We start from the raw sequence: 26,696 nt of genomic DNA on the forward strand, positions 1-26,696 counted from the left end.
GCGTGATCAGCCGTTCTTCTTGGCCACCAGGGTCAGGATGTCATAGCTCGCGACCAGCTCGCCGCGCTGGTTCATCACCTGCACGTCCCAGGCCACCACGCCCTGCGGCGGCTGGTCGGGGCGGTTGCCGCGGTCGATGCGGCGCTTGCAGGTGAGGCGGGCCTGGATGGTGTCGCCGATGGCCACGGGGTTCACGAAGCGCAGCGTGTCCAGGCCGTAATTGGCCAGCACGGGGCCCGGCGCGGGCGAGACGAACAGCCCGGCGGCAGCCGACAGCACGAAGTAGCCGTGCGCGATGCGCTGGCCGAATTGCGTGTCCTTGGCGGCGACCTCGTCGAAGTGCATGTAGAAGTAGTCGCCCGAGACACCGCCGAAGTTGACGATGTCCGCTTCGCTGACGGTGCGGCGGTGCGTGAGCAGCGAGTCGCCGACCTGGATCTCCTCGAAATACTTGCGGAAGGGATGGACCACGTCTTCCTGCACCTTGCCGCCGCGCTGGTACTCGCCGGTGATGGCGGTCAGCATGGTGGGCGAGCCCTGCACGGCCACGCGCTGCAGGTAGTGCTTGACGGCGCGGATGCCGCCCAGCTCCTCGCCGCCGCCGGCGCGGCCCGGGCCGCCGTGCTTGAGCATGGGCAGGGGCGAGCCGTGGCCGGTGGATTCCTTGGCGGCGTCGCGGTCCAGCACGTGGATGCGGCCATGGAAGGCGCCGGCATGCATCACCGCTTGCGCGGCCAGGGCCGGCGTCTTGGTGATGACCGAGCCCACCAGGCTGCCGCGGCCCTTGGCGGCCAGGTGCAGGGCCTCGTCGAAGTCCTCGTAGGGCATCAGCGTGGACACGGGCCCGAAGGCCTCGACGCTGTGCACCGTCTCGTTGGCCAGGGGGTTGCGGCACAGCAGCAGCGTCGGCGCGAAGAACGCACCCTCGGCCACGCCCTCGCCCACAGGCGTGAAGCCGTCGCGGGCGCTCAGCAGCACCTCATTGCCTTGCGAAAGAAGGGCCACGCGCTCGGTGACGTCGTCCTGCTGCTCGCGCGAGGCCAGCGCGCCCATGCGCACGCCCTCGACGGCGGGGTCGCCCACCTTGATCTTGGAGAGCCGCTCACGCAGCTTCTCGCCCACGGCATCGACCAGGTGGCGCGGCACGATGGCGCGGCGGATGGCCGTGCACTTCTGGCCGGCCTTGGCGCTCATCTCCTTGGCCACTTCCTTGACGAAGAGCTCGAACTCGGGGTCGTCCGTCGTGACGTCCGGCGCGAGGATGGCGCAGTTGAGGCTGTCGGCCTCGGCGTTGAAGGGGATGGAGCGCGCGATCAGGTTCTTGTTGACGCGCAGCATGGCGGCGGTGTCGGCCGAGCCGGTGAAAGTGACGACGTCGGTCTCCTCCAGACGGTCCAGCAGGTCGCCCGAGCTGCCGATGATGAGCTGCAGCGCGCCCTCGGGCAGCAGGCCCGACTCCTGGATCAGGCGCACGCAGGCCTCGGCCACATAGCTCGTGGCGGTGGCCGGCTTGACGATGCTGGGCATGCCCGCCAGGAAGGTGGGGGCGAACTTCTCCAGCATGCCCCACATGGGGAAGTTGAAGGCGTTGATGTGCACGGCCACGCCGCGCTTGGGCACCAGCACGTGGCTGCCCCAGAAATGGCCTTCCTTGCCCAGCTGCTGGGCCGGGCCCTCGTGGACCACGTTGCTGGAGGGCAGCTCGCGGCGGCCCATGGAGGCGTAGGCGTAGAGGGTGCCGATGCCGCCCTCGATGTCGATCCAGTTGTCCGGCCGCGTGCCGCCGGTGTGCACGGAGATGGCGTAGAGCTGTTCCTTGCGCTCCATCAGGTAGGCGGCCAGGGCCTTGAGCGTGGCGGCGCGCTGCTGGAAGGTCGACTTCAGCAGGGTAGGCAAGGCCTGACCCCGGGCGTAGGCCAGGCTTTCGCCGAAGTCCAGGCTCTCGGCATGCGTCTGGGCGATCAGCCGGCCATTGAGCGCGCTGTGCAGGCCACGCGCGGCCTGGCTGCCGACCCAGCGGCCGGCGATCAGGCTTTGAAGAACAGGGACGTTGGCGCTCATGGCGGCTCCTCCGGAATCAACTGGGAATGGGTGAAAGAAAGGCCCCGCGGCTGCGGGGCGTTTCGAGGGGCGGCGCCCCCGGGGAGCGCTGCCTTCAGAAGAGGGATCAGGGCTGGTACTTCCAGGTCCCGTTCTCGATCTTGACCATCACGCGGGCACGCTGGTCCAGGCCGAGGTGGTCCTTGTCGGACATGCTGAACACGCCGTGCGCGCCGGGCATCTCCTTGACGGCCTCCAGGGCGTCGCGCAGGGCGGCGCGGAAGGCGGGCGTGCCGGGCTGGGCCTTCTTGACCGCGGCGGGGATGGCCGCCTGCAGCAGCTGGCCGGCGTCCCAGGCATGGCCGCCGAAGGTGGAGACCGAGCCCTTGCCGAAGGCGGCCTCGTACTTGGCCGCGTAGTCCAGGGCGCTCTTCTTGACCGGGTGATCGGCGGGCAGCTGCGTGGCCACCAGCACCGGGCCCGAGGGCAGGAAGGTGCCTTCCACGTCCTTGCCGCCCACGCGCAGGAAGTCGTTGTTGGCCACGCCGTGGGTCTGGTAGAACTTGCCGGTGTAGCCGCGCTCCTTCAGCGTCTTCTGGGGCAGGGCGGCGGGCGTGCCGCTGCCGGCCACCAGCACGGCGTCGGGCTTGGCGGCGAGGATCTTGAGCACCTGGCCGGTCACCGAGGTGTCGGTGCGGTTGTAGCGCTCGTTGGCCACGATGGTCAGGCCCTTGGTCGAGGCGACCTTGTTGAACTCGTTGTACCAGCCCTCGCCGTAGGCATCGGCGAAGCCCACGAAGCCCACCGTCTTCACGCCCTGGCTGGCCATGTGCGAGGCGATGGCCAGGGCCATCATGATGTCGTTCTGCGGCGTCTTGAAGACCCAGCGCTTCTTGGCGTCGATGGGCTCGACGATGCGGGCCGAGGCGGCCATGGAGATCATGGGCGTCTGGCTCTCGGCCACGGCGTCGATCATGGCCAGGCTGTTGGGCGTCACGGTGGAGCCCACGACCACGTCCACCTTGTGCTCGGTGATCAGCTTGCGGGTGTTGGCCACGGCCGTCGTGGTGTCCGAGGCGTCGTCCAGCACGATGTAGTTGACCTTCTGCCCGGCGATGGTGGTGGGCAGAAGGGTGAAGGTGTTCTTTTCGGGGATGCCCAGGGAGGCGGCCGGGCCGGTGGCCGAGACGGTCACGCCCACGTTGATGTCGGCCAGGGCCTGGCCCATGAGTGCGGCGGTGCCGGCCAGCGCCAGCAGGGTCTTCTTCATCAGCTTCACGGTGTCTCCTTGTGTTGGTCTTGCCAGTGTGTGCAGGATGCGGATCCTCGCGCGGTGATCGTCGGTGCGAAAGCCTTCACGAGACTTTCGCCGTGCCCACGGCCCCGAGGCCGCCGAAGAAGAGGTCGGCCACCATGGGCGCGACCGAGTCGTAGCTGAGCTCGCCGTCGGGCTTCAGCCAGGTGAAGGTCCAGTTGATCATGCCGAACAGCAGCATGGTCAGCGGCTTGTGCAGCTTGGCGGCCTGCAGCTCCGGGCGGACGGCGGCCACCGCCTCGGCGAAGGCGTTGACCACCTGGCGCTCGACGGCCAGCAGGCGCTCCTGGTCGGCGCCCTCGAGGAACTTGACGTCCTCCGTCAGCACCCGGTGCTCGTTCTGCGCCTCGCCATAGGCCTGCATGAAGCGGGCGATGAGGGTGCGCAGATGCGGCTCGGGGGCCAGGTCTTGCCCCTTCACCTCGGCCACGAGGGCCGCCAGGCCCTGGACGTGGGTCTCGCAGATCTGCACCAGCAGCTCGTGCTTGTCCCGCACGTAGTGGTAGAGCGTGGGCTTGCTCACCGCGCAGGCCTCGGCCACCTGGTTCATGGAGGTGCCGGCATAGCCTTGCGCGGCGAACAGCCGCGCCGCCTGCGCCAGGATCTGGTCGCGGCTGGCATCGAATCCGGGGGCTCTGCCTCTGGCCATCTTTCTGTTCAACTTTCTGTCGTGGCTGCCGCTCGTGTCCTCATCGAGAGGAGCCCGAGGATCCGGCTTTGCCGGTCCTGCGGGCTGCCCTGCGGGCCGCGTCGGGCGGGAATGCCCGACTCTTCGCCAGGCAGAGTAGGTCCACCGGACCTACTCTGTCCAGGCTCAGCCCCCTCGAGGGGGCACGCGCAGCGTGTAGGGGGGGAGCCATTCTCATCTCTCGTCGAAGGAAATGACCACGCGCGGGGTCAGCGCATGCGCCTGACAGCTCAGGATGAAGCCGGCCGCGACCTCGTGCTTCTCCAGCGCGAAGTTCTTGTCCATCCGCACCTCGCCCTCGATCAGCTTGCAGCGGCAGGTGGAGCACACGCCGCTCTTGCAGGAGAAGGGCACGTCCATGCCGGCGCGGGCGGCGGCGTCCAGGATGCTGGGGTCGCTCTTGCTGACGCTGATCTCGCGCGAGAGGCCGTCGCGGATCACCAGCACCGTGGCCAGCTCGGCGTCGCCCTCGCGCACCTCGTGCGGCGCGGGCTGGCCGGCCTGCATCTCGGGCGTGCCGAAGCGCTCGATGTGGATGGCTTCGGGCTTCACACCGGCCGCCAGCAGCGCGGCCTCGGCCTCGTCGTTCATCTGGTAGGGGCCGCAGATGAAGGCGTGGTCGATGCTGGCGGGCTCGACGAGCGCGCCCAGGAACTCGGCGATCTTGTCGCGGTTCATGATGCCGGCCATCAGCGGCGAGTCCACCACCTCGTCACTGAACACATGGTGCAGGGAGACGCGGGTGAGGTACTGGTTCTTGAGGTCCTCGATCTCCTCCTTGAACATGGTGGAGGCCTGGCGGCGGTTGCCGTAGATCAGGGTGAAGCGGCTGCCCGGCTCCTTCGCCAGCACCGTCTTCATGATGGACAGGATGGGCGTGATGCCCGAGCCGCCCGCGATGCCGACGTAATGGCGCTGGCTCTGCGGCTCCACCGGCACGAAGAAGCGACCCTGCGGCGGGAAGACCTGGATCACGTCACCCGCCTTGAGCTCGCGGTTGACCCAGTTGGAGAAGCGGCCGCCCAGCACCTTGCGCACACCGACCCGCAGCTCGCCGTCGTCCACGCCGGCGCAGATCGAGTAGGAGCGGCGCAGGTCCTCGCCGCCCACGTCGGCGCGCAGGGTCAGGTATTGCCCTTGCGTGAACTTGAACAGCTCGCGGGACTCGTCCGGCACGTCAAAGCTGACGATCACGGCTTCTTCGGTGTCCGGGCGGACTTCGCGGACGCGCAGGGGGTGGAAGTTGAGGCTCATATCAGTGATCCATCGTTGAATGCGGCAGATCCGCCGCAGGAACGGCATGCATTCCCGAGCGAGGTCCGGGGATCCGGCTTTGCCGGGCCCTCGGAGCTACCCCCTCGAAGGGGGCTGGCGAAGCCAGCAGGGGGTGGGCCGTCATATAGGTTTGAAGTGTTCGAAGGGCTCGCGGCAACTGAGGCAGCGATACAGGGCCTTGCAGGCCGTGGAGCCAAAGGCGGACAGCCGCTCCGTCTGCTCCGACCCGCAACGCGGGCACGCGAGCTTCGTCAGCGAGGCGCGGTGCACCAGCCGGATCGGCTGCTCGGCGCCGGGATGGGCCGGGCCCGGCGGTGCGATGCCGTAGGCCTTGAGCTTGGCCCGGCCTTCCTCGGTGATCCAGTCGGTGGTCCAGGCGGGCGAGCGCTGCATCGTGATCGTGACCTCGCCGAAGCGGGCCAGGGCCTCGCGCACGTTGTCCTGGATGAGCTCGGTGGCGGGGCAGCCGGAGTAGGTGGGCGTGAGCACCACCTCCAGGCCGCCAGCCGTCTCCTTGAGATCGCGCACGATGCCCAGCTCGCACAGGCTCACCGCCGGGACCTCGGGGTCCGGGATCTGGCGCAGCACTTCCCAGGCGGCACCCAAGCGGCCACAGGCTTGGTCGGACCCACCCAGCGGAGCCCGAGGATCCGGCTCCGCCGGGCCTGCGGGCTCGCCCCCTCGAGGGGGCACGCGAAGCGTGTAGGGGGTGGTCATTCCGTTCACCAGACGCCGCCGGGGAAGGCGCGTTGCAGGTACTGCATTTCGCTGAGCATGTGCCCCATGTGCTCGCTGTGGATGCCCACGCGGCCGCTGGGGACGTAGCGGCTGTCGGCCGGTGCCTGCAGCGTGGCCTCGGCCAGCACCTCGTCCATGGCGGCACGCCAGTCGGCGCGCAGCGAGTCCCAGGCCGGGCCGAGGCCCGTGGCGGCGGCGTGCGCGTCGATGTCGTCGCTGGCGAAGAGCTCGTTGGTGTAGGGCCAGAGCGTCTTCAGCGCTTCTTCCATGCGGCGGCGCGATTCCTCGGTGCCGTCACCCAGACGCTCGGTCCAGTCGGCCGCGTGCTGCTGGTGGTAGCTGGCTTCCTTGAAGGCCTTGGCGGCGATGGCGGCGACCTCGGCGTCGCTGGAGTCCTGCAGGCGCGCCCACAGCAGGCGCAGCCAGGTGGCGGCGGCCAGGTTGCGGGCCGTGGTGAAGGCGAAGTCGCCCGGCTTTCCAGGCCCGTTCGGCAGTTCCATCAGCACCGGGTTGAAGTACTGGCGCTCGTCGCGCAGGAAGGCCAGTTGGTCTTCGTCGAAGCCCTGGCCGTCGAGTTCGCCGGCGCGGGTCAGCAGCCCGCGGGCCTGGCCGATGAGGTCCAGCGCCATGTTCGTCAGCGCCAGGTCCTCCTCCAGGATGGGGCCGTGGCCGCACCATTCGGACAGACGCTGCGAGAGCACCAGGCAGCTGTCGGCGATGCGCAGCAGGTAGCGCACCTCGGGCTTGTCACCCACCTTGATCGATTGTTGTGTCATCTCTAGATCTCCAGCCCTTGCGGGAACTTCACCCAGCGGAGGCCGGGGATCCGGCTTGGCCGGGCCCTTGGCCTCGCCCCCTCGAGGGGGCGCGCGAAGCGCGTAGGGGGTGGGTCAGTCCTTACATGTGGTTCACAGAGTCGGGCAATTCGTAGAAGGTCGGATGGCGATAGACCTTGTCCTCCATCGGATCGAAGTACATGCCCTTCTCACCCGGGTCCGAGGCCACGATCTGGCTGGACAGCACCACCCAGATGCTCACGCCTTCCTGGCGGCGGGTGTAGACCTCGCGGGCCATCTGCAGGGCCAGCTTGGCGTCCGGCGCATGCAGGCTGCCGCAGTGCTTGTGATCGAGGCCGGCCTTGCTGCGCACAAAGACTTCCCACAGGGGCCATTCGTTCTTGGGGGCTTGCTGATTGCTCATGATGAGGGTCCTCGTGTTCAGGCTGCTGCTGCTTTGGTTGCTTGCTTGCGGGCATGGGCCAGAGCGGCCTCGCGCACCCAGGCGCCGTCGTCCCAGGCCTTGACGCGGGTGGCCAGGCGTTCGCGGTTGCAGGGGCCGTCGCCGCCCACCACGCGCCAGAACTCGTCCCAGTCGATGGCGCCGAAGTCGTAGTGCTCGCGCTCGGCATTCCACTTGAGATCGGGGTCCGGCACGGTCACGCCCAGCACCTCGGCCTGCGGGATCGTGGCGTCCACGAACTTCTGGCGCAGGTCGTCATTGGAGATGCGCTTGATGCCCCAGCGCATGGACTGCTCGGAGTTGGGCGAGTCCTTGTCATGCGGGCCGAACATCATGAGGGACGGCCACCACCAGCGGTTGACGGCGTCCTGCACCAGGGCCTTCTGCTCGGGCGTGCCCTTTTGCATCATCACCAGCAGGCTCTCGTAGCCCTGGCGCTGGTGGAAGCTCTCTTCGCGGCAGATGCGGATCATGGCCCGCGCATAGGGCGCATAGGAGCAGCGGCACAGCGGCACCTGGTTCATGATGGCCGCGCCGTCCACCAGCCAGCCGATCACGCCGATGTCCGCCCAGTTCAGCGTGGGGTAGTTGAAGATGGAGCTGTACTTGGCCTTGCCCGAGTGCAGCGCCTCCAGCATCTGGTCGCGGCTGGTGCCCAGGGTCTCAGCGGCGGAGTAGAGGTAGAGGCCGTGGCCGCCCTCGTCCTGGATCTTGGCCATCAGGATGGCCTTGCGCTTGAGCGTGGGCGCGCGCGTGACCCAGTTGCCCTCGGGCAGCATGCCGACGATCTCGGAGTGCGCGTGCTGGCTGATCTGGCGCACCAGGGTCTTGCGGTAGTGATCGGGCATCCAGTCCTTGGCCTCGACGAACTCGCCCTCGCCGACGCGGGCCTCGAAGGCCGCGAGGCGCTGGGCTTCCTCCGCGCTCTGCACCTTGGCCGCCTGCTCCTGCGGCCCGACGCTCATCGCTTGTGTGTACATCAGACACTCCTGTCTGTTTGAGGTTGGTATTCCCGGGTGAGTGCCGCCGATCCGGCTTGGCCGGGCGGTCGGCGCTGCCCCCTGGAGGGGGCGCGCGAAGCGCGTAGGGGGTGTTTCATTTCGGTCGGCGGTCGATCACGCGCCGAGCTTTGCCAACGAGCGTGCGCTCGATGCTGTCCGGCGCACCGATGTCGATCTTGGTGGAGACGCCGATCAGCGTCTTGATGCGGTGCTGCAGATGCCGGGCGATGCCGTCCCTCTGCGCCATGTCGGCGCCGGGCTGCATCTCGCAGCGCACCAGCACCTCGTCCAGCGGGCCTTCGCGGCTGACGACGATCTGGTACTGGCCGGAGAGCTGGGGCTCCTGCAGCACCAGCTCCTCGATCTGCGTGGGGAACATGTTGACGCCGCGGATGATCAGCATGTCATCCGAGCGGCCGACGATCTTGCCCATGCGGCGCATGCTGCGCGAGGTGGGCGGCAGCAGCCGGGTGAGATCGCGCGTGCGGTAGCGGATCACCGGCAGGGCCTGCTTGCTGAGCGAGGTGAACACGAGCTCGCCCTCGGCGCCGTCGGGCAGCACCTCGCCGGTCTCGGGGTCGATGATCTCGGGGTAGAAGTGGTCTTCCCAGATCACCGGGCCGTCCTTGGACTCGATGCACTCGCTGGCAACACCTGGCCCCATCACTTCGGAGAGGCCGTAGATGTCCACGGCGTCGATGCCGGCCTTGGTCTCGATCTCGCGGCGCATGGCCTCGGTCCAGGGCTCGGCGCCGAAGATGCCCACCTTCAGCGAGCTCTCGCGCGGGTCCAGACCCTGGCGCACGAACTCCTCGATGATCACCTGCATGTAGCTGGGCGTGACCATGATGGCGTCCGGCCGGAAGTCCTGGATCAGCTGGACCTGCTTCTCGGTCTGCCCGCCGGACATGGGGATGACGGTGCAGCCCAGCTTCTCGGCGCCGTAGTGCGCGCCCAGGCCGCCGGTGAACAGGCCGTAGCCGTAGGCGATGTGCACGATGTCCCCGCGGCGCACGCCGGCGGCACGCAGGGAGCGGGCCACGAGGCCGGCCCAGGTGTCGATGTCCGCCTGCGTGTAGCCCACCACGGTGGGCTTGCCGGTGGTGCCGGAGGACGCATGCAGGCGCACGATCTGCTCGCGCGGCACGGCGAACAGCCCGAAGGGGTAGTGCTCGCGCAGGTCCTTCTTGGTCATGAAGGGGAACTTGGCGAGGTCGGCAAGCGTCTTCAGGTCGGAAGGATGCACGCCCTTCTCGCCGAACGCGGCCTTGTAGTGGGGCACATGGTCGTAGGCGTGCTGCAGCGTCCACTGCAGGCGCTGCAGTTGCAGGGCCTGCAGCTCGTCGCGGCTGGCGGTCTCGATGGCTTCCAGGTCGCCGGGGGCGGGGTGCTTCACGGTCATGGGTTCACTCCTGCGCTGCACCAGCGGTCAGGCCGGGGACCACGGGCTTGCCCTTGATGCGATAGGACTTGCCGCGGAACACGGCCACCAGCTCATCCCGCTGGTTGCGCACATTCACGTCATAGACGCCGGTCCGGCCGGCGAGCGAAACCTCGTGGGCGACGGCGGTCAGCACGTCGCCCTGCCGTGCGGGCGCCACGATGTCGATCGTGATGCCCGAGGCCACCGTCAACTCGTTGTACGCGTTGCAGGCGAAGGCAAAGGCCGAATCGGCCAGGGTGGTGATGAGGCCGCCATGGCAGATGGCGAAGCCGTTGAGCATGTCCTGGCGCACCGTCATGCGGATCGTCGCGCTGCCCGGCCCGACGGCCAGGATGTCCATGCCGAGGCCCTTGGAGGCATGGTCCTCTCGGAACATGGCGTCGCGCACGGCTTCGGCGACGGCTTGCGGGCTCAGGGGCGTGGACATGCAGGAGACTCCTTGAACAACAGGAACGGCGCAGGGCAGGGCGGGGCAGCGGGCTCAGCGGTCCTTGAAGACCGGCGTGCGTTTCTCCAGGAAGGCGGCGGCGCCCTCCAGGTAGTCGTGCGCGAAGCCCAGCTGGCTCTGCATCACGGCTTCCAGCTTGAGGGCGTCCTCGAAGTTGAGGCTCAGGGCTTCGTCGAAGGCCTGGCGGGTTTCGACCAGGGCGCGGGTGGGCATGCCGGCCAGGCGGGTGGCCAGGGCCTGGGCGGTGGCGGCCAGGTCCTCATTGGGCACGACGCGGGCGATCAGGCCCAGGCGGGCGGCTTCCGGCGCGGGCAGCTTGTCGCCCAGCAGGGCCAGCTCCATGGCCTTGGCGCGGCCCACCAGGCGGGTCAGCAGCCAGGTGCCACCGCAGTCGGGCACCAGGCCGATCTTGGAGAAAGCCTGGATGAAGCTGGCGGACTCGGCCGCAATCACCAGGTCGCAACCCAGGGCCAGGTTGGCGCCGGCACCGGCGGCCACACCGTTGACGGCGGCAATCACCGGCACGGGCATGGAGCGCACGCGCAGGGCCAGGGGGATGTAGTAGTTGTCCAGCAGGTGGCCGATGTCCTTGGGGCGGGCGTCGGCGCCGAATTCGGGCTTGATCAGCGGGTCTGACAGATCCTGGCCCGCACAGAAGGCGCGGCCCGTGCCGGTGATCACCACGGCGCGCACGCTGGCGTCCTCGGCGGCCTCGTCCAGCGCGGCGCGGGTCTGGGCCAGCAACTGGGCGGTGAAGGCATTCAGCGCCGCGGGGCGGTTGAAGCTGAGGGTGCGCACGGCACCTTCCTGGCTGATCAGCAGGGCGGCGTCGGCCGAGGAGGGCTGGGAAGGCGTCAGGGGCATGAGCGGGCCTCGTGTGGCTATGCGTCAGGTCAAAGTTTTTGAACTCTTGACCGACCGGTCGGTAGATCGTAAGGTGCTGCTTGATCTGGCACAAGCGCTGGTGGATTGGCGTAAACCCTAGGTTTGCCCGGCCCCGCACGCGCCGCGGCCTGCCAAAGGAGTCCTCATGCCTTGTTACGCCATCGACGGGGTGATCCCCGTGGTCCATCCCAGCGCCCATGTGCACCCGACGGCGGTGCTGATCGGTGACGTCCACATCGGGCCGGGCTGCTATGTCGGCCCCAATGCCAGCCTGCGCGGGGACTTCGGCCGCATCGTCCTGCACGAGGGCGCCAATGTGCAGGACTGCTGCGTGGTCCACGGTTTTCCGGGCTCCGAGACGGTGGTCGAGCGCAACGGCCATGTCGGCCACGGGGCCGTGCTGCACGGCTGCGTGATCCGGCATGACGCGCTGGTCGGCATGAAGGCGGTGGTGATGGACGGCGCCGTGCTGGGCGCCTACAGCATCCTGGCGGCCTGCGCCTTCGTGAAGGCGGGGCAGGACCTGCCGGAGAAGTCGCTGATCGCCGGCTTGCCCGCCAAGGTGCTGCGCCTGCTCAGCGAGGACGAGATCCGCTGGAAGCTGGACGGCACACGCACCTACCAGCAACTGAGCCAGCGCTGCCTGGCCAGCCTCTCTGAGGTGCAGCCCCTCGCAGCCGCCGAGGCGGACCGGCCGGCACTTCCGGCCAGCCTGCATCAGCCCCTGCACGCGAGCCGGCAGGACTGAAAAGCGGGCCAAGCCCCAAGTTCTGCACATCGATCCTGGCTTTGGGCGGCCCTCGCCCGAGGGTCTGATGCCCGGTGGCCTTAGGCTGCGCGGGAGGCTGGCGCCTGCTTGTGTTGCGCCGGCCGGGATGGTTTGCATGAAGTCTTTGCTGAAAGCCCAACCCAGCGCCTGCGAGCAGTGCCTGGAGCGCGCCCGCCAGGCCCTCGGGGAGCAGCGCATGCGCGACACCCTGGCCCTGCTGGACGCCGCCTGCGCCAGCTGCCAGCTGGAGGCCCTCACGCCGGCGCTGCGCTGCGAGATCGGCCAGATGCAGGCCCGCGCCGGCTGGGCGCTCTATGACCTGCGCCGGGCCTATGCCGGCGCAAGCCTGGCTCTCAGCGAGCTGCAGGCCGAGGCGCGGCTCGAGCGCGTGGAGATGCTGGACATCGCCAGCCTGTGCCTCAGCGGTGCCGGCCTGATGGACGAGGCCCTGGCGGTGGCCCGCGAGGCCGTCGAGCTGGCCACCCGGCCGCCCCAGCTCCACCCGGTGCTGCCACGGGCCCTGGGTGCCCTGGCCCATGTCTACGCCCAGCTGGGTCAGTACGACGAGGCCGAGATGCTGCACATGCAGGCGCTGTCCCGCGCGCGTGAGAGCCAGGAACCCCATGCCATGACGCGGGCCTACACCAATGCCCTGCTGGCCGGCGCCCTGGCCATCGACGAACTCCGCCGCCGCGGCGAGGATCTGCAGGCCGACGCCATGGGCCAGCGCCAGCTGCGCCTGGCCTTCCAGGCGCGCTCGCTGATGGAGGCGCCGGAGATGCACCTGCGCCAGCGCGCCTCGCTGCTGCTGAACATCGGCATCGGCATGATGCATGGCGGGCGCCTGGCCGAGGCGCAGGCCATGTTCGAGCAGGGGCAGGCCCTGATCAGCGAGCAGGAGCTGCCCCACGCCTGGGCGTCCCTGCAGCATGCCCAGGGCGAATGCGCTTTGCTGTCCGGCGAGCTGGACCGCGCGCGGGCCCTGCTCGAGCCCCTGCTGCTGCCGGCGGCGCTGCAGGCCTATCCCTTCATGCGCGCCCCGCTGCTGCGCAATGCCCTGCGCCTGTACGAGGCCTGTGGCGACGCGCCGCGCGCCGCGCAGTTCACCCTGCGCCTGCGGGAGCTGGAAGAGGACCAGGCGCGCCAGCGACAGCAGGTCGGCGACACCTTGCGAGCCTTGCGCCGCCAGACGCCGCAATGGCTGTCGGGTCAGCACGACCTCCTGCGTTAGGCTCCAGGCTTTCGCGCTTCACGAGGAGGGCCCATGGGCCTCCAGGACTTTCTTGCCGGCACGGACCTGCTCGTCCAGCCCCTGGGCGAGGCCGACGCGCCCCGCCTGCAATCGCTGTTCGAGGCCTGCCCGGACTACTTCGAGCGCTGCGGCCTGCCCCTGGCCGCGGACGAGGCGCTGCAGGAACTGCGCAGCGCGCCGCCGCCCGACTTCGCCTGGGCCGCGCAATGGCATCTGGGGCTGGTGCAGCCGGGCCACGAGCGCCTGGTCGCCGTCCTGCAGGTCTGCAGCGAGGCCCCGGCGCCCGGGGTCTGGCATCTGGGACTGCTGATGGTCCATCCGGCGCACCGCGGCCAGGGTCTGGCCCGGCGGCTGGTGGCCGCCCTGGAGGCCTGGGCGGTGCAGTCGGGCGCACGCTGGCTGCGCCTGGGCGTGGTGGCCGGCAACGAACCGGCCGAGCGCTTCTGGTGCAGACAGGGCTTTCGGGAGCTGCGCAGCCGGGTGAGCCAGGTGGCCGGCCAGCCGCCCGGGCCGGTGCGGGTCCTGCTCAAGGGCCTGTCGGGCAGCCCGGCGCTGGCGGATTGGGCCGACTACCTCGCCGCTGTGCCGCGCGACCGCCAGCCCCTGGACAGCCTGTGCCGCCTGGCGGATGTCCTGCCCCTGCGCTCGCCCGCGGGCCGCGTGCAGCTGCGGCGCATGCGCGAGAGCGACCTCGAGCGCTTCCATGCCTACCGCAGCGACGCCGAGACGGCGCGCTTCCAGGGCTGGACGCTGGCCCGTGAACCGGCGGAGTCGGCCGCCTTCCTGCGCGAGATGAGCGGGGCCGCCATCGGCGAGCCGGACCAGTGGGTGCAACTGGCCATCGCCGATGCCGGCGACGACCGCTTGGTCGGCGACATCGGCCTGTGCCTGCGCGCGCGCCCGCCCAGCGAGGTCCCGGGCGCCGACACCCACCCGCTGAGTGCCTGGATGGGCATCACCCTGCATCCCGGCTGGCGAGGCCGGGGCCTGGGCCGCGAGGCCTTCGTCGCGCTCCAGGACTTCCTGCTGGAGGCCGGCGGGCTGCTGGAGGTGGAATGCTGGGTCGATGCCCGCAACACCGCGTCCATCCAGCTGCTGGAGGCCAGCGGCATGCGCCGCTTCTGCAGCGAGGTCCGGGACTTCCGCGGCGCCCCCTGCGAGGAGCACGGCTACCGGCGCTGGCGCGGGCGCTGCTGAGCGGGGAGGGGTGACGGCCAGGCGGGGGCAGGGGCGGTCGGCATATTGAAACGCCTGCTTACAAAATCCGGCCTGCCACCCGCCTATTCGAGCGGGCCGTCCTGTGCAATCCCCAGTTCGACGCACCCGCCGCGGTGGTAGATTCCTGCGGCATCCGCCCAGTCCTGCCGGCCGCGCCGCCGGCGTGGAGAACCCCCCATGCCTTTCCAGTTGCCCGACCTCCTGGGTCCCTACCTCCTGCCTCTGCTGATCGCGGTGCCGCTGGCCATCGTCGTGATCCTGATCAGCATCCGCAAGGAGGACGAGGAGGTCCGCCAGTTCCAGGAGTCGCAGCTGCCGGCCCCGTTCAGCGGCCCTGCAGCGGCCAGCCGCTTCCAGCCGAGCGTGATGCCCGTGGACGGCCCGGTGCCCGTGCTGGTGGTCGACGACTCCGCCGTGGTGCGGGCCAAGCTGGGCAAGCTGCTGGAAAGCGCGGGCTACCTGGTGCTGCTGGCCCGTGATGGCGTCGAGGCCCTGGAAGTGCTGGCCCGTCATCCCGTGCAGGTCATGATCACCGACCTGGAAATGCCCAACAAGAACGGCTTCGAGCTGATTGCCGACGTGCAGGGGGCCCTGGAAACCGAGGACCTGCCCATCATTGCCATCACCGGCCATGAGGAGCTGCAGGGCCGCGTCCACCAGATCCAGGGGCTCTACGGCATCTTCAAGAAGCCCTGGAGCGACCGCGACCTGCTCAAGCGCATCGAGACCCTGACCCAGCTGCGCAAGCAGGGCCCGCGCATCGCCGCGTGAGCGCGCGGCCCGGCCGGGGCCGGCCGCCTGGCGCTGTCGCGCCGGCGACGTGATCTGTGTCAAGGTTCACGGATTGCTGCGCGCCTCGGGTTTTCCTTGATGGGGACATTCCCAAATTCACTGACTCAGCGCAATTTTCATGCGCCGAGTGCGGTCTGGTCGCCGCGAAACGCAAGCCTTTTGTGCGCTAGGCAGCCTACAGTGCACAGCACGACAACGAGGGTGGCCCGCAAAGACGGGCCGGAGGGGCGGATGAGGAGGTGTGAGCACACTCATCCGCATTGAGCAGGCGGCTCGCCGGAGCCGCCTGTGTGCCGCGGCATAGCGCGGATGACCGGGGCTGATGGGGCTGAGAACCATCAGCCCTTTTCATTGGCGCCGGCAGGGGCTGGGCGGTCTCTCCCCCCGATGCTGGACACCGTCGGGCGTTTTCGCGTGCGCTGCCCGCGCCAATCCCGATGCGCCGGCCCGGTCGCTGTGCTGCAATGCATGCCCTGTCCTGGAGTCTTGCGCATGGCTGCACGCACCTTTCGTCTTCGTTCCCTGCTCTGGCTGCTGCTCGGTCTGCTGATCCTGGCCCTGCTGGCGGCCGGCCTGCACTGGCGGGCCAAGCTGCCCAAGCGCGAAGGCGAGCTGCAGCTGCGAGGCCTGAGCCAGGCGGTCAGCGTGCGCTTCGACGCCTGGGGCGTGCCCCATGTCGAGGCCCAGAACGAGACCGATCTCTACCGCGCCCTGGGCTACCTCCATGCCCAGGACCGCCTCTTCCAGATGGAGATGGCCCGGCGACTGGCGCGCGGCGAACTCTCCGAAGTGCTGGGCGAGAAGCTGCTGCCCACCGACAAGCTCTTCCGCAGCCTGCGCCTGATCGACTTCGCCGAGGCGCGGGTCAAGGCCGAATCCACCCGCCCGCCCGGTCCGGCCCAGCAGGCCCTGCTTGCCTACCTGGACGGCGTCAACCAGTACCAGGCCAGCCGCCCCGCGCCCCTGGAATTCGAGCTGCTGGGCATCCCCAAGCGGGACTTCACGCCGGTGGACACCTATGCCGTGGCCGGCTACCTGGCCTACAGCTTTGCCTCCGCCTTCCGTACGGAGCCTGCACTCACTTATGTGCGGGATCAGCTGGGGCCTGAATACCTGAAGATCTTCGACCTGGACTGGAAACCCGAAGGCGCCCTGGCCGCACGGGCCCGCCTCAGTGCGCCCGCCGCCTCGGCCGTGGCCGCCGGCAGCCGCCTCCAGCCGGCGGACTGGCAGGCGCTGGCCCGCATCGGCCAGCTCAGCGACAGCCTGGGCACCGGCCTGGCCCAGATGGAAGGCAGCAACGCCTGGGCCCTGGCAGGCAGCCGCACGGCCAGCGGCAAGCCTCTGCTGGCCGGTGATCCGCACATCGGCTTTTCGACGCCCGCCGTGTGGTGGGAGGCCCATCTGAAGGCGCCCGGCTTCGAACTCTACGGTCACCTGCAGGTGCTGAATCCCTTCGCCCTCATCGGTCACAACCAGCGCTTCGGCTGGAGCCTGACCATGTTCCAGAACGATGACATCGACCTCATCGCCGAGAAGACCGATGCCGCCCATCCCGGCCAGGTGCTGGTCAAGGGCGCCTGGCTGCCGCTGGAATCGCGCGAGGCCCGCATCAAGGTCAAGGGCCGGGCCGATGAAGTCATCCAGTTGCGGCGCTCGCCCCATGGGCCCCTCGTCAACGACGTCGTGCCTGGCGACACCGGGCGCACCCCCATTGCCATGTGGTGGACCTTCCTGGAGAGCGAGAACCCCCTCATCGAGGCCTTCTACCAGCTCAATCGCGCGGACACCCTGGCCGCCGCGCGCACGGCGGTGCAGGGCATCCATTCGCCGGGCCTCAACGTGGTCTGGGCCAACGCCGCCGGTGACATCGGCTGGTGGGCCTCGGCCCGCCTGCCGCAACGGCCGGCCGGCGTGAATCCCAGCTTCATCCTGGACGGCAGCACGGCCGAGGCTGACAAGCCCGGCTTCCTGCCCTTCAGCGCCAACCCGCAGGAGGAGAACCCGGCGCGTGGCTACATCGTCTCGGCCAACCACCAGCCGGCCTCGGCCGAGCCGGTGCCGGGCTACTACAACCTGCCCGACCGCGGCTGGCGCCTCGAGGAAGGCCTGAAGGCCAGCGCCACCGGCTGGGACATGGCCCGCGCCCAGGCGCTGCAGCTGGCCGATGACACCGGCTACGGCCCGCGCATCCTGGCCCCGCTGATGCCCATCCTGCGCCAGCAGAAGGACGGCGCCGAGCTCGTGGCCCTGCTGGCCGCCTGGAAGGGCAACCACGGCCTGGAGGATCGCGCCCCGGTTCTCTTCCATCAGCTCGAACACCAGCTGATCCACGCCGTGCTGGCCGACAAGATGGACGAGGCTATGCTGGACAACCTCACCCGCACCCGCGCCCTGGACCATGCCTTGCCGCGCCTGGTCGCCGACCCGGATTCGCCCTGGTGGGACCGCAAGGCCACGCCCCAGCGCGAGACCCGCGAGCAGATCGTGGCCGAGGCCTGGGCCGCCACCCTCCAGCACCTGCGCCGCACCTTCGGCGAGGACGCCGCGCAATGGACCTGGGGTCGCGCTCACAGCATCACCCACAAGCACCCGCTGGGCGAGGTCAAGGCCCTGGCTCCGCTCTTCAACGTCGGCCCCTTCCCGGCGCCGGGCGCGCACGAGGTGCCCAACAATCTGGCCCAGCGCAGCGGTGATGCACCCTGGTCCGTGGTCTACGGCCCCTCCACCCGCCGCGTGATCGACTTCGCCGCGCCGGGCCGCAGCCAGGGCATCAACCCGGTCGGCCAGAGCGGCGTGCTGGGCGACCGCCACTACAGCGATCAGGCCCGCGACTACGTCGCCGGCCGCGCCCGTGCCCAGTGGCTGGACGCCGCCGACGTGCAGGCCCAGGCGCGCAGCAGCCTCACCTTCAGGCCCTGAACGGGCTCTCGCTTGCTTTCCCCCAACGTCCCCCCGGTCGCCGACACCATGCGCACACCGCTTCCCCCCTTCGCCCGCCGGACCCTCGCCACGCTGCTGGGCGCCGTGCTGGCGTCCGCGGCCTCGGCTGCGGTCCCGCCGGCAAACCCGCCCGGAAAGCCGCCCGAAAATCCGCCCGTCACCGTGGCCAGCGCCACGCCCTTGCGCCTGCCTGACCCGGCCGTGGCCGCCAAGGCGGGGCCGGCCCAGCGCCAGGTGACGGTCGCTGAGCCCCATCTCTCGCGCCCCGGGCAGCCGCCCGTGCAGGTGCGCTACCGCGGCTGGCCGGCCCGGATCTTCCTGGATCGCTGGCTGGGCAAGGGCTGGGACCTGCCGGACGGCGAGCTCGAGTTCCGCGCCCAGGACGGCTTCGTGTCCCGCGTCCCGGTGGAGCGCTTCGGCCGTCACCAGGCCTGGATCGTCACCGCCCGCGCCGACGGCCGGCCTTTCCAGGTCGACAACCACGCGCAGGGCGAGAAGCAGGTGCCCCTGGGGCCGTACTACCTCATCTGGGACAACCTGGCCGAACCCGCCCTGCAGGCAGAAGGCGGTGCCGTCTGGCCCTACCAGGTGGTCAGCGTGCGCCGCACGCCCTCCAGCCGGGCGGCCCTGCTGCCGGGCGACCTGGCGCCGCGCTTTGCCGCCACGGCCCAGGCCCTGCAGACCCACTGTCTCAGCTGCCACCAGGTGAACGGCTATGGGGGTGACAAGATGCCTCTCAACCTCGCCCTGCGTGCCCGCGAGATCGACCCCGCGCGCTGGCGACAGTGGCTGCTGCAGCCGGCCCAGCTCAAGCCGGGCACCACCATGCCCCCGCTGAGCGAGGGTTTGCCCGAGGCCGAACGCGAAGCGCTGGCGCAGCAACTGCACGACTACCTGAAGGCCCTGCCTGTCCAACCCTGAACAATTTCGCGCTTCTCCCTGCTGAGGAGCAAGCAGTTGTTACATCTGGCGGAGAAGCGACGCCGGCGGCGCATTTGATCCGCTACGCTTCGGCCCTCGCACGCCGCATCCTGCCCGTCCCTGCCTGAACTACGCCTTCGCGCTAACCGCCCGGTCATGATGTCCGACGCCAGCCCTGATCGCCGCGCCGCCGCTTCGTCGGCCGCGCCTAATGCCCTGCCGGCAGGCACGCGCTTTGGCGAGCTCGAAATCCTCAGCACCCTGGCCGTGGGCGGCTTCGGCATCATCTACGTTGCCCAGGACCATGCCCTGCAGCGCCAGGTGGCCATCAAGGAGTACATGCCCTCCATGCTGGCCCAGCGCAACGCCAAGTCCAAGGTGTCGGTGCGCTCAGGCTCCCAGCAGGAGACCTTCGACGCCGGCCTGCGCTCCTTCGTCAATGAATCACGGCTGCTGGCGCGCTTCGACCATCCCTCGCTGCTGAAGGTCTACCGCTTTTGGGAGGCCAATGGCACGGCCTACATGGCCATGCCCTATCTGCAGGGCCAGACCCTGCGCCAGGCCCGCCGCGCCATGAGCCAGCAGCCCGACGAGCCCTGGCTGCGCCGCCTGCTGACCGCCCTGCTGGAGGCCCTGGAGCTGCTGCACACGGAGTCCATCTGGCACCGTGACATCGCCCCCGACAACGTCTTCCTGCCCTATGGCGGGGCGGCCCCCGTGCTGCTGGACTTCGGCGCCGCGCGCCAGGTCATCAGCGATCGGGCCGAGGGCCTGACGGCCATCCTCAAGCCCAGCTACGCCCCCATCGAGCAATACGCCGAGTCCCGCCAGCTGCGCCAGGGCCCCTGGACGGACCTCTACGCCCTGGGCGCCATGGTCCATGAGCTGATCCTGGGCCGCACGCCGCCTGCCGCCACCGCCCGCAGTCTGGGCGACGAGTACCAGAGCCTGGTCACCCTCGCGCCGCCGGGCTACAGCCCCGAGCTGCTGGCCTGCGTGGACTGGATGCTGCGGGTGCATCCGCAGGACCGCCCGCAGTCCGTGGCTCATCTGCGCGCGGCGCTGGAAGGCCGCATGGCGCCGCCCGAACCCCGCATGACCGAGACCCTGGTCGTGCCACCGCCGGTGGGTTTCGAGGAAACGCGCCTGGCCAACGATTCCGAGTTCGCCGAGACCCGCCAGCTGGGTGACAGCGACTTCCTCCCCACCCGCGCCATGGATGCGCCGGACCTCCTGCTGGAGGACGCGCGCGCCGCTTCTGCCCCGGTGCCCCTGCCGGTGCCCGAGCCCGCCCCGGCGCCACCGCCCTCGCGGCGCGTCTCGTCCAGGCGCGGCCCCCCCGTCGGCGGCCGCCGCTGGCCCTGGGCCCTGGGCCTGCTGGCCGCCGGTGCCGGCACCGCCTTGCTGGTGTCCATGGTGCAACTGCTGCTGCACCGCCAGCCAGCGGCCCCGTCGGAGCTGGCCCTTGCCGCCTCCGAGCCCGCCTCGGCGGCCAGCGCCGACGCCGCGCCCGCTGCCGATCCCGTGCTGGCCCTGGTGCAGTCGCAGCAGGAGACCGCAAGCCCCGCCCCGCCCGCCGCGCCCGCCGACAAGATGAGCGACAAGCCCGTCGACAAGCGCGCCACCGACACCCCCGCCCGCAAGCGCAAGGATCCCGCCCCCGCCGCCGGCGCTGCCTCCAGCCCGACCGCCCCGGCGCCAGCGCCCGTTGAACGCACCCCGCCCGTGGCCGCCTACACCCCGGGCCCCGCCAGCGCTCCTGTGCCCGCGGACACCCATCTCCCTGTCAGTCCCTCCGAAGCCTGCGGCAAGCGCGTCTTCCTCGCCCGCGCCCTGTGCCTGGACGAGCAATGCGCCACCCCGCGCTTCCACGGCCATGCGGAATGCGTGGCCTTGCGGGAGGCGCGGGAGCAGCGGCAGAGGAACAGGAACTAGGCTGGTGCCCTGGATGGCGCTGGGTACGCGCAGCTGAGGGATTCTGGGTGGCGGTGCCCGTCAGGCCCGTCGCCGCGGCGAAGCACCGCCGTGGCGCTTACCAGCGTTCCAGCATTTGCTGAGACGCCCCCTGCCTGGCCAGCACGACCAGCTCGCGGGTCACCATGAGCATCCATGGGTACAGAAAGGCATCAGGGTCGGTGAAGTTCTTCTCGGTCAGCTGGGGTGACGGAGCCGGACACACCTTGTGCACTTGAGACAGGATCTGCGCGGCCAGCCGGACCGACTCGTCGTGGCCCGGTGTCTCGCCTCGGGAGATGGAGGCGCTGACGTAGCCCGAGAGGCAAGAGACAAACAGCTCTTGCCGGGTGTAGACCCGCTCCGCGGCTGCACCTTGTGCGAATGAGGATGCTGCTGACAGGAACAGCAGCACGCCGATGAGGACTGAACGCATCTGAAATACCCCTGGGTGTCGTCTCCACGTCTGCGACGTGAGCCCTGCATTGGAACATCCCACGCAGCCACGGCACGCCAGGGCATGCCCGCTCCGAGGGGCCCGGACATCGCCAGGCCGACGCAGGGGCGCCTTGCTCCGGATGCCCGCCTCAGTAGTAGTTGATCACGCCCCCATCCTGCGCCCTCACACTCGCGATCCGCGCCGCCATCCGCGCCTGCACGGCCACGGGCAGGGGGGCGAAGCCGGTGTCGGCCAGGAGGCGGTCGCCGGACTGGAGGGTCCAGTTGAGGAAGTGCAGGGCCTCACTGGCAGCGGCGGCGGACTTGGGCCGCGCGTCGACCAGGATGTAGGAGGTGACGGTGATGGGCCAGGTGCCCTTGCCGGGGCGCTGCAGCAGGCTGGCGGATTCGTCGCCGGTGCGGCCCATGGAGGAGTTGCGCACGGCCTCGCGGAAGCCGGCCTCGCTGGCGGCGACGAAGTCGCTGTCCTCGGCATTGCGCAGCTGCACGCCGCTCAGCTGCGCCTTCTGCAGGCGGTCGAAGGAGACATAGCTGATGGCGCCCGGCGTGGTCTTGAGGGCCTGGGCGATGCCGTCGTTGCCCTCGGCGGCCACCGGAGCCTGGGTGCCCTCGGGCCACTTGGGCAGCATGCCGGCGCCGACCTGCTCGCGGAAGGCGGGCGAGACGAGGCTCAGGTAGCGGCTGAAGGCGTCGGTGCTGCCGGACTTGTCCTTGCGCACCACCCGGGTGATGGGCAGGGCCGGCAGGGTGATGCCGGGGTTCAGCGCGGCGATCCGCGCATGGTTCCAGTGCCGGATCTCGCCGCGGAAGATGTCGGCCAGGGTGGGGCCGTCCAGGCGCAGCTGGGACACGCCCTTGAGGTTCACGGCCGGCACGATGCCGCCCACCAGCATGGGCAGCTGCACCAGGTGCTTGCTGGCCAGCTCGGCCTCGCTGAAGGGCACGTCGCTGCCGGCGAAATCTACCGAGCGGGCCTGGATCTGCTTCTGGCCGTCGCCCGAACCGGTGGGCTTGTAGCGGACCTTGCGGCCATGGGCGCGGGCGTACTGCTCGGTCCAGGCCTGGTAGACCACGGAGGGGAAGCTGGCGCCCACGCCCTGCACGTCGGCCAGGGCATGGCTGGGGCTCAGGGCGGGCAGCAGGATGCTCAGGGCCACCGCACGCAGGGCATGGCGGCGCAGGAATCGCGAGGCGGAGAGGAGGGGCAGGGCATGTGACATGCCCCGGCATTCTGGAGACGATTTATGACAGTTCTGTTCCAGTCTGACTCAGGGGGTCAGGTCTTGCCAGGGGGGCAGGTCTTGCGCCTCCGCGTCCCGCCTTCAGCGCACGGCCGTCACCTCGATCTCCACCAGCCAGCCCGGCACCACCAGGCCGGCCACCTGCATCACCGAGCGGGCGGGCAGGTTGGGCTGGGCGGCCGTGCCGAAATGCTCGCTGTAGGCGGACATGAATCCGTCAAAGTCCATGCGGCCGCCCTTGGACGGGTCGCCCACCAGGAAGACCTGCATCTTCACGACCTGACCCATGGACAGGCCCAGGCCCTTGAGCTGACGGTCGATGTTGGCCAGCACGCTGAGCGTCTGGGTGCGGGTGTCACCATAGGCGGCCAGGCTGCCGCGCTCGGCCTTGGGGTCCGCCACGGCCGGCACGGCGCCGCTGACGAAGACCAGGGTCCGGCCTGCCGGCACCTCCACCGCACTGGCGATGGGGAAGCTGGAGTTGGGGATCCGGTGGCGGATGACCTCCGGCGCAGCGGCCGCAGCGGGCGCGGGCGGTGGGGTCTGGGCCTGGGCGGCCAGCGCGAGAGGCAGCAGGCAGGCGAGCGCGAGTCGTTTCATGCGGGCTCCGGATAACGTTGGAGGTCAGTGTGCCACGGCCGGGCTGGCCTGCTGGCCCTTGCGGACCTCGGCCGATTCTGCCGGCGTGACACGCGCGGCCTCGGGGGGCATGCCGCCGAAGCGCTCGCGCACATGGCTCAGCACGGCGGCAACCTGATCGTCGCTCAGCTGGCGGCCGAAGCCGGGCATGGCACGGTGGCCATTGAGCACCATGTGCAGGGCGTAGGGTGCGGCCGCCAAGCGGGGATTGCCCTGCAGCGCGGGATAGGCCCCGGCCCCGCGGGCCCCGCGGCCGTCGGGCATGTGGCAGGCCGCGCACAGGGCGCCGTAGAGGGCGGGACCGCTGCGCTGCTCGAAGCGCCAGCCGCTGGAGAAGCGGGGCTCCGGTGCGGAAGCCGCTTCATCGGCCAGGACCAGCGCGGGGCATGCGGCCCACGCGGCCAGCAGGAGTGTCAGGGCGGCTTTCATGCGGCGCGGGCCTTCTCGTGCAGCTGGGTGATGGCGTGGCGGGCCGAGAGCACGGCGCCCTCCTGCCAGGCGGGCAGCAGCGAGGCGTGCTCGCCGGCCAGGATCAGGCGGCCGTCCATCTTCAGCAGCGTGGGGTAATGGCGCTCGCGGGCCACACGGCTCCAGTCACCGAAGCAGCCCAGGGTGGCGGGATGGCGGTGCCAGCCCACGGTCATGCCGCTTTCGTATTCGGTGGCAGCCTGGGGATGGATCTGGCTGTCCATGCGCAGCACCTCGCGCAGGCGCTCGGCCGGCGGCAGTGAGGTGAACTCCAGGGCCTGCGTGCCGAAGGCATAGGCGCCCAGCAGCACGCCCTTGCGGCCCTGCAGCTCGTGGTTGGGATAGGCGATCAGGCGGATGGGCAGCTCGGTGCTGCTCATGCCACCGAAGATGGCCTCGTCCTCCTCCCAGAAACGGCGCTTGAACTGCAGGCCGGCCTTGAAGGCGGAGAAATAGGGCACGGCCTCGATGGCCTCGTGCAGGGCTGCGCTGCACTGCACGTCCAGCTGCGAGAGCACCGAGAGGGGCAGCGTGCAGATGCACCAATCGGCCTGCACGGTCTGCTCGGGCTGGCCGGGGCGGCTGAGGTCCTGCACCTGCACGCGCACGCCCCGGGCGTCCTGCTGGATGGCGCTGACGCGGCGGCGCAGCCGGATGCGCTGCTGCCCCACGGCCTGGGCCAGGGCGTGTGCGATGCGGTCCATGCCGCCTACGGGCTGGAACAGCGGGGTCTGGTACTCGAAGCCCGCGCCCTGATCCAGCTGGCCCCAGAGACCCGAGCGCAACAGGGCCTGCAGCCCTTGCGGCTGGGCCTCGGGCGGATGGGCGGAGACGCCCATGCCGGGGAAGGGCTCGAAGCCACGGCGGTCGGCGGCGGCTTCGCCGGCGCGGTAGCGGCCTTCGCGGTCCAGCCCGCCGAACTGCTGCAGGGCCTGGACCAGGCGCTCGCGGTCCTCGGTGCTCAGTGTTTCATCCAAGGGCTGCTGGCGTACCAGCTTGGCCAGGAGCTCGGCGACGTCGCCCCGGAAATCGGCCTGCACCTCACGCAGGCGCTGCGGCCGCCCGCCCGCCACGCGCGGGCTGTGCACATAGGCGTTGTGGTTGAGCTGGACGAAGGGCTCCAGCCTCACCCCCAGCTGGCGGCAGTAGTCCAGCACGCCGTGGTGATGGAAGGGGATGCGCCAGGGGCCGGGGTTGAAGTACTGGCCGCGGTCGAACTGGCAGTGCTGGGGGGCGCCGCCCAGCTCGGTGTAGTGGTCGCCGCCGCGCAGGGTCCAGCAGCGGCCGCCGATGCGGTCCTGGTACTCGAGGATCTCGACCTCATAGCCCGCACGCAGCAGCTCCAGCGCCGACACCAGGCCAGCCACGCCCGCGCCCAGGACCAGCACCCGCCGGCCGCGCGCCGGAGCGGGGCCGAGCCTGAAGCGGGCCTCGGCCGGCGATGCCTGGGCCAGGCCCAGGGCGCTCATCGCGGCATAGACCGCGCCGCTGCCCGCCACGGCGCCCAGGCGCTGCAGCCAGGCGCGCCGGCTCGGGCCGCGGGCAGGAGTGGTGTGGGTAGGCATGGCCGCACCATAGCAAGCCCCCGCATGGGCTCAAAGAGGGTCTATGCCGGGTGACTTTGGTGATGGGGTCCGGCGTGCGGGTGCGGGGCGAGCCCCCGGCTTCAGTCCAGGGTCCGCAGGTGCTGGTCCTCGGCCCAGGACAGCAGGCTGGGCCCGTCCGGCCCCCAGCGCAGGCGGTTGATGCCGGCATTGGGGATGTCGCAGGCCCGCGGGCCGTGCAGGGGCAGGCCTCGGGCGGCGCGCCAGACCATGTCCAGCGCGCCGCCATGGGTCAGCACCAGAACGCGGCCGCCGCCATGCTGCCGGGCCAGGCGGGCCGCGGCGGCCAGGATGCGCTCGGAGAACTGCCGCCGGCTCTCGGCGCCGCCGGGCAGGGCGTAGTCCGGATCATGGCGCTGCCATTGCGCATGCAGCTCGGGGTGGGTGCTGCGCAGGGTGTCCACGCTCTGGCCCTCCAGCACGCCGAAGGCCTGCTCGCGCCAGGCAGGGTCATGCTGCAGGGGCAGGTCCAGGGCCTGGCAGACGGGCTCGGCGGTCTGGCGTGCGCGGCCCAGGTCGCTGCTGACAATGGCGTCGAAGCGCAGGCCTTCGGAGTGCAGCTGCCGCGCCAGGCGCCGGGCCTGGGCCAGGCCTCGCTCGTTCAGCGGGACATCGATCTGGCCCTGGAAGCACTTGCGCAGGTTCCAGTCGGTCTCGCCATGGCGGACGAGGACCAGCTCGGTGAGGGCGTGCGGCTCAGACATACGGCGCCTGCAGCCCTTCCGCCGCCCACAGGCCCTGCACGGCGGGCCGGGCCAGCATGCGCTGCACATAGGGCCCCAGATGCGGCAGCGAACGCGCCGGGCGCTGCAGGCCGCGGGTCCAGCGGCACATCATGAAGGCCAGCGGGTCGATGGCACTGAACTGCTCGCCCAGCAGCCAGGGGCCGCCGTGGCGGGCGAACTCGGCGTCCAGGATGTCCAGCAGCTCACCGGCGCGCGCTTCCGCCAGGGTCTTGATCTCGGCGATGGCCTCGGGAAACTGCGCCGGCAGATGGCGCTCCGGGTAGAACCAGCGGCCCATGGTGGGCTGGAGGCCGGTGCTGAGCCAGCAGAGCCACTTGTAGGCCTGGGCCCGTGCGGCGCTGCCCAGGGGCGGCAGCAGGCCGGAGGCCGGGTGGCGGTCGGCCAGGTGCAGCAGGATGGCGCCGGTCTCGTAGAGCACCAGGTCGCCGTCTTCCAGCACGGGGATCAGGCCGTTGGGGTTGAGGCGGAGGTAGTCGGGGCTGCGGTGCGCGCCTTTGTCGCGGTCCACCGGGACCAGCTCGAAGGGCTGCCCCAGCTCGCGCAGCAGCAGGTGAGGGGCGAGGCTGGCATTGCCGGGGGCGAAGTACAGGCGAAGCATGGGAGGCATCCTTGCACGAT

At 70.3% G+C, this 26,696-nt stretch carries 25 protein-coding genes; 7 read left to right on the top strand and 18 right to left on the bottom strand.

Annotated elements, in window-relative coordinates; all coding sequences use genetic code 11:
- Positions 1 to 6: 6 nt before the first annotated feature.
- The 11 genes from paaZ to ABDJ40_RS00255 all read right to left on the bottom strand — a co-directional run bounded on the left by paaZ (position 7) and on the right by ABDJ40_RS00255 (position 11,052).
- Positions 7 to 2,061 carry a phenylacetic acid degradation bifunctional protein PaaZ gene (gene paaZ, locus ABDJ40_RS00205; RefSeq protein WP_347604486.1) on the bottom strand — a complete coding sequence of 685 codons (2,055 nt, stop codon included), beginning with the start codon at positions 2,059 to 2,061 and terminating at the stop codon, positions 7 to 9.
- A gap of 106 nt (positions 2,062 to 2,167) precedes the next feature.
- Positions 2,168 to 3,310: an ABC transporter substrate-binding protein gene (locus ABDJ40_RS00210; RefSeq protein WP_269632543.1), complete on the bottom strand. Its 1,143-nt coding sequence runs from the start codon at positions 3,308 to 3,310 to the stop codon at positions 2,168 to 2,170.
- An 85-nt stretch (positions 3,311 to 3,395) separates the two neighbouring features.
- The gene (locus ABDJ40_RS00215) at positions 3,396 to 4,004 is read right to left on the bottom strand and encodes a TetR/AcrR family transcriptional regulator (protein ID WP_269632399.1); all 609 of its coding nucleotides are present in this window, start codon (positions 4,002 to 4,004) and stop codon (positions 3,396 to 3,398) included.
- Positions 4,005 to 4,217: 213 nt separating this feature from the next.
- The gene (paaE, locus tag ABDJ40_RS00220) at positions 4,218 to 5,297 is read right to left on the bottom strand and encodes a 1,2-phenylacetyl-CoA epoxidase subunit PaaE (RefSeq protein WP_347604490.1); all 1,080 of its coding nucleotides are present in this window, start codon (positions 5,295 to 5,297) and stop codon (positions 4,218 to 4,220) included.
- 141 nt (positions 5,298 to 5,438) lie between these two features.
- Positions 5,439 to 6,035, bottom strand: coding sequence for a 1,2-phenylacetyl-CoA epoxidase subunit PaaD (paaD, locus tag ABDJ40_RS00225; RefSeq protein WP_430765578.1), 597 nt, complete (start codon positions 6,033 to 6,035; stop codon positions 5,439 to 5,441).
- Between the two features lie 5 nt (positions 6,036 to 6,040).
- A complete protein-coding gene (paaC, locus tag ABDJ40_RS00230) occupies positions 6,041 to 6,832 on the bottom strand; it encodes a 1,2-phenylacetyl-CoA epoxidase subunit PaaC (protein WP_347604496.1) in 792 nt (263 codons plus the stop codon).
- Positions 6,833 to 6,953: 121 nt separating this feature from the next.
- Positions 6,954 to 7,256 (bottom strand): 1,2-phenylacetyl-CoA epoxidase subunit PaaB, encoded by a 303-nt coding sequence (gene paaB, locus ABDJ40_RS00235; RefSeq protein WP_269632395.1) that lies wholly within the window; start codon positions 7,254 to 7,256, stop codon positions 6,954 to 6,956.
- A gap of 17 nt (positions 7,257 to 7,273) precedes the next feature.
- Positions 7,274 to 8,275: a 1,2-phenylacetyl-CoA epoxidase subunit PaaA gene (gene paaA, locus ABDJ40_RS00240; protein WP_347604501.1), complete on the bottom strand. Its 1,002-nt coding sequence runs from the start codon at positions 8,273 to 8,275 to the stop codon at positions 7,274 to 7,276.
- Positions 8,276 to 8,390: 115 nt separating this feature from the next.
- Entirely contained in the window at positions 8,391 to 9,698 is a 1,308-nt protein-coding gene (gene paaK / locus ABDJ40_RS00245; protein WP_347604504.1) for a phenylacetate--CoA ligase PaaK, read from the bottom strand.
- A gap of 4 nt (positions 9,699 to 9,702) precedes the next feature.
- Positions 9,703 to 10,167: a hydroxyphenylacetyl-CoA thioesterase PaaI gene (gene paaI, locus ABDJ40_RS00250; RefSeq protein ID WP_347604507.1), complete on the bottom strand. Its 465-nt coding sequence runs from the start codon at positions 10,165 to 10,167 to the stop codon at positions 9,703 to 9,705.
- Positions 10,168 to 10,221: 54 nt separating this feature from the next.
- Positions 10,222 to 11,052, bottom strand: coding sequence for an enoyl-CoA hydratase-related protein (locus ABDJ40_RS00255; protein ID WP_347604510.1), 831 nt, complete (start codon positions 11,050 to 11,052; stop codon positions 10,222 to 10,224).
- Positions 11,053 to 11,218: 166 nt separating this feature from the next.
- Here ABDJ40_RS00255 and ABDJ40_RS00260 point away from each other — a divergent pair, with 166 nt between their 5' ends.
- From ABDJ40_RS00260 to ABDJ40_RS00290, 7 genes are all read left to right on the top strand, one after another.
- The gene (locus ABDJ40_RS00260) at positions 11,219 to 11,821 is read left to right on the top strand and encodes a phenylacetic acid degradation protein PaaY (protein WP_347604513.1); all 603 of its coding nucleotides are present in this window, start codon (positions 11,219 to 11,221) and stop codon (positions 11,819 to 11,821) included.
- A 136-nt stretch (positions 11,822 to 11,957) separates the two neighbouring features.
- Positions 11,958 to 13,073: a tetratricopeptide repeat protein gene (locus tag ABDJ40_RS00265; RefSeq protein WP_347604516.1), complete on the top strand. Its 1,116-nt coding sequence runs from the start codon at positions 11,958 to 11,960 to the stop codon at positions 13,071 to 13,073.
- Positions 13,074 to 13,106: 33 nt separating this feature from the next.
- Complete coding sequence (locus tag ABDJ40_RS00270) at positions 13,107 to 14,291, top strand: GNAT family N-acetyltransferase (protein WP_347604518.1); 1,185 nt, start codon at positions 13,107 to 13,109, stop codon at positions 14,289 to 14,291.
- A 198-nt stretch (positions 14,292 to 14,489) separates the two neighbouring features.
- Positions 14,490 to 15,083, top strand: coding sequence for a response regulator (locus ABDJ40_RS00275; RefSeq protein ID WP_269632387.1), 594 nt, complete (start codon positions 14,490 to 14,492; stop codon positions 15,081 to 15,083).
- 513 nt (positions 15,084 to 15,596) lie between these two features.
- Positions 15,597 to 18,026: a penicillin acylase family protein gene (locus ABDJ40_RS00280; protein WP_347604521.1), complete on the top strand. Its 2,430-nt coding sequence runs from the start codon at positions 15,597 to 15,599 to the stop codon at positions 18,024 to 18,026.
- A gap of 48 nt (positions 18,027 to 18,074) precedes the next feature.
- Positions 18,075 to 18,968 carry a hypothetical protein gene (locus tag ABDJ40_RS00285; RefSeq protein ID WP_347604524.1) on the top strand — a complete coding sequence of 298 codons (894 nt, stop codon included), beginning with the start codon at positions 18,075 to 18,077 and terminating at the stop codon, positions 18,966 to 18,968.
- Between the two features lie 156 nt (positions 18,969 to 19,124).
- Entirely contained in the window at positions 19,125 to 20,903 is a 1,779-nt protein-coding gene (locus ABDJ40_RS00290) for a serine/threonine protein kinase (RefSeq protein ID WP_347604526.1), read from the top strand.
- Positions 20,904 to 21,000: 97 nt separating this feature from the next.
- Here the strand turns inward: ABDJ40_RS00290 and ABDJ40_RS00295 are convergent, their stop codons facing one another.
- The 7 genes from ABDJ40_RS00295 to ABDJ40_RS00325 form a co-directional block, all read right to left on the bottom strand.
- On the bottom strand, positions 21,001 to 21,357 hold the full coding sequence (locus ABDJ40_RS00295) for a hypothetical protein (protein WP_347604529.1): 357 nt from the start codon (positions 21,355 to 21,357) through the stop codon (positions 21,001 to 21,003).
- A 151-nt stretch (positions 21,358 to 21,508) separates the two neighbouring features.
- Positions 21,509 to 22,600: a phosphate ABC transporter substrate-binding protein PstS gene (pstS, locus tag ABDJ40_RS00300; RefSeq protein ID WP_347604532.1), complete on the bottom strand. Its 1,092-nt coding sequence runs from the start codon at positions 22,598 to 22,600 to the stop codon at positions 21,509 to 21,511.
- 102 nt (positions 22,601 to 22,702) lie between these two features.
- A complete protein-coding gene (locus ABDJ40_RS00305; protein WP_347604535.1) occupies positions 22,703 to 23,221 on the bottom strand; it encodes a RidA family protein in 519 nt (172 codons plus the stop codon).
- 24 nt (positions 23,222 to 23,245) lie between these two features.
- Complete coding sequence (locus ABDJ40_RS00310; protein WP_347604538.1) at positions 23,246 to 23,689, bottom strand: c-type cytochrome; 444 nt, start codon at positions 23,687 to 23,689, stop codon at positions 23,246 to 23,248.
- Positions 23,686 to 25,293 (bottom strand): flavin monoamine oxidase family protein, encoded by a 1,608-nt coding sequence (locus tag ABDJ40_RS00315; protein ID WP_347604541.1) that lies wholly within the window; start codon positions 25,291 to 25,293, stop codon positions 23,686 to 23,688. The genes ABDJ40_RS00310 and ABDJ40_RS00315 overlap by 4 nt, the downstream gene beginning before the upstream one ends.
- Before the next feature lie 101 nt (positions 25,294 to 25,394).
- Entirely contained in the window at positions 25,395 to 26,036 is a 642-nt protein-coding gene (locus tag ABDJ40_RS00320) for a histidine phosphatase family protein (RefSeq protein WP_347604544.1), read from the bottom strand.
- Positions 26,029 to 26,676, bottom strand: coding sequence for a glutathione S-transferase family protein (locus ABDJ40_RS00325; RefSeq protein ID WP_347604547.1), 648 nt, complete (start codon positions 26,674 to 26,676; stop codon positions 26,029 to 26,031). The genes ABDJ40_RS00320 and ABDJ40_RS00325 overlap by 8 nt, the downstream gene beginning before the upstream one ends.
- Between the last annotated feature and the right edge of the window lie 20 nt (positions 26,677 to 26,696).

Origin of the sequence: Roseateles flavus (assembly GCF_039872765.1) — a bacterium.
Taxonomy (GTDB): Bacteria; Pseudomonadota; Gammaproteobacteria; order Burkholderiales; family Burkholderiaceae_C; genus Roseateles_B; species Roseateles_B flavus.

Coding starts and splice junctions, on each gene's coding strand:
- paaZ (WP_347604486.1), bottom strand. CDS start 2,061: ATGAGCGCCAACGTCCCTGTTCTTCAAAGCCTGATCGCCGGCCGCTGG.
- ABDJ40_RS00210 (WP_269632543.1), bottom strand. CDS start 3,310: ATGAAGAAGACCCTGCTGGCGCTGGCCGGCACCGCCGCACTCATGGGC.
- ABDJ40_RS00215 (WP_269632399.1), bottom strand. CDS start 4,004: ATGGCCAGAGGCAGAGCCCCCGGATTCGATGCCAGCCGCGACCAGATC.
- paaE (WP_347604490.1), bottom strand. CDS start 5,297: ATGAGCCTCAACTTCCACCCCCTGCGCGTCCGCGAAGTCCGCCCGGAC.
- paaD (WP_430765578.1), bottom strand. CDS start 6,035: ATGACCACCCCCTACACGCTTCGCGTGCCCCCTCGAGGGGGCGAGCCC.
- paaC (WP_347604496.1), bottom strand. CDS start 6,832: ATGACACAACAATCGATCAAGGTGGGTGACAAGCCCGAGGTGCGCTAC.
- paaB (WP_269632395.1), bottom strand. CDS start 7,256: ATGAGCAATCAGCAAGCCCCCAAGAACGAATGGCCCCTGTGGGAAGTC.
- paaA (WP_347604501.1), bottom strand. CDS start 8,275: ATGTACACACAAGCGATGAGCGTCGGGCCGCAGGAGCAGGCGGCCAAG.
- paaK (WP_347604504.1), bottom strand. CDS start 9,698: ATGACCGTGAAGCACCCCGCCCCCGGCGACCTGGAAGCCATCGAGACC.
- paaI (WP_347604507.1), bottom strand. CDS start 10,167: ATGTCCACGCCCCTGAGCCCGCAAGCCGTCGCCGAAGCCGTGCGCGAC.
- ABDJ40_RS00255 (WP_347604510.1), bottom strand. CDS start 11,052: ATGCCCCTGACGCCTTCCCAGCCCTCCTCGGCCGACGCCGCCCTGCTG.
- ABDJ40_RS00260 (WP_347604513.1), top strand. CDS start 11,219: ATGCCTTGTTACGCCATCGACGGGGTGATCCCCGTGGTCCATCCCAGC.
- ABDJ40_RS00265 (WP_347604516.1), top strand. CDS start 11,958: ATGAAGTCTTTGCTGAAAGCCCAACCCAGCGCCTGCGAGCAGTGCCTG.
- ABDJ40_RS00270 (WP_347604518.1), top strand. CDS start 13,107: ATGGGCCTCCAGGACTTTCTTGCCGGCACGGACCTGCTCGTCCAGCCC.
- ABDJ40_RS00275 (WP_269632387.1), top strand. CDS start 14,490: ATGCCTTTCCAGTTGCCCGACCTCCTGGGTCCCTACCTCCTGCCTCTG.
- ABDJ40_RS00280 (WP_347604521.1), top strand. CDS start 15,597: ATGGCTGCACGCACCTTTCGTCTTCGTTCCCTGCTCTGGCTGCTGCTC.
- ABDJ40_RS00285 (WP_347604524.1), top strand. CDS start 18,075: ATGCGCACACCGCTTCCCCCCTTCGCCCGCCGGACCCTCGCCACGCTG.
- ABDJ40_RS00290 (WP_347604526.1), top strand. CDS start 19,125: ATGATGTCCGACGCCAGCCCTGATCGCCGCGCCGCCGCTTCGTCGGCC.
- ABDJ40_RS00295 (WP_347604529.1), bottom strand. CDS start 21,357: ATGCGTTCAGTCCTCATCGGCGTGCTGCTGTTCCTGTCAGCAGCATCC.
- pstS (WP_347604532.1), bottom strand. CDS start 22,600: ATGTCACATGCCCTGCCCCTCCTCTCCGCCTCGCGATTCCTGCGCCGC.
- ABDJ40_RS00305 (WP_347604535.1), bottom strand. CDS start 23,221: ATGAAACGACTCGCGCTCGCCTGCCTGCTGCCTCTCGCGCTGGCCGCC.
- ABDJ40_RS00310 (WP_347604538.1), bottom strand. CDS start 23,689: ATGAAAGCCGCCCTGACACTCCTGCTGGCCGCGTGGGCCGCATGCCCC.
- ABDJ40_RS00315 (WP_347604541.1), bottom strand. CDS start 25,293: ATGCCTACCCACACCACTCCTGCCCGCGGCCCGAGCCGGCGCGCCTGG.
- ABDJ40_RS00320 (WP_347604544.1), bottom strand. CDS start 26,036: ATGTCTGAGCCGCACGCCCTCACCGAGCTGGTCCTCGTCCGCCATGGC.
- ABDJ40_RS00325 (WP_347604547.1), bottom strand. CDS start 26,676: ATGCTTCGCCTGTACTTCGCCCCCGGCAATGCCAGCCTCGCCCCTCAC.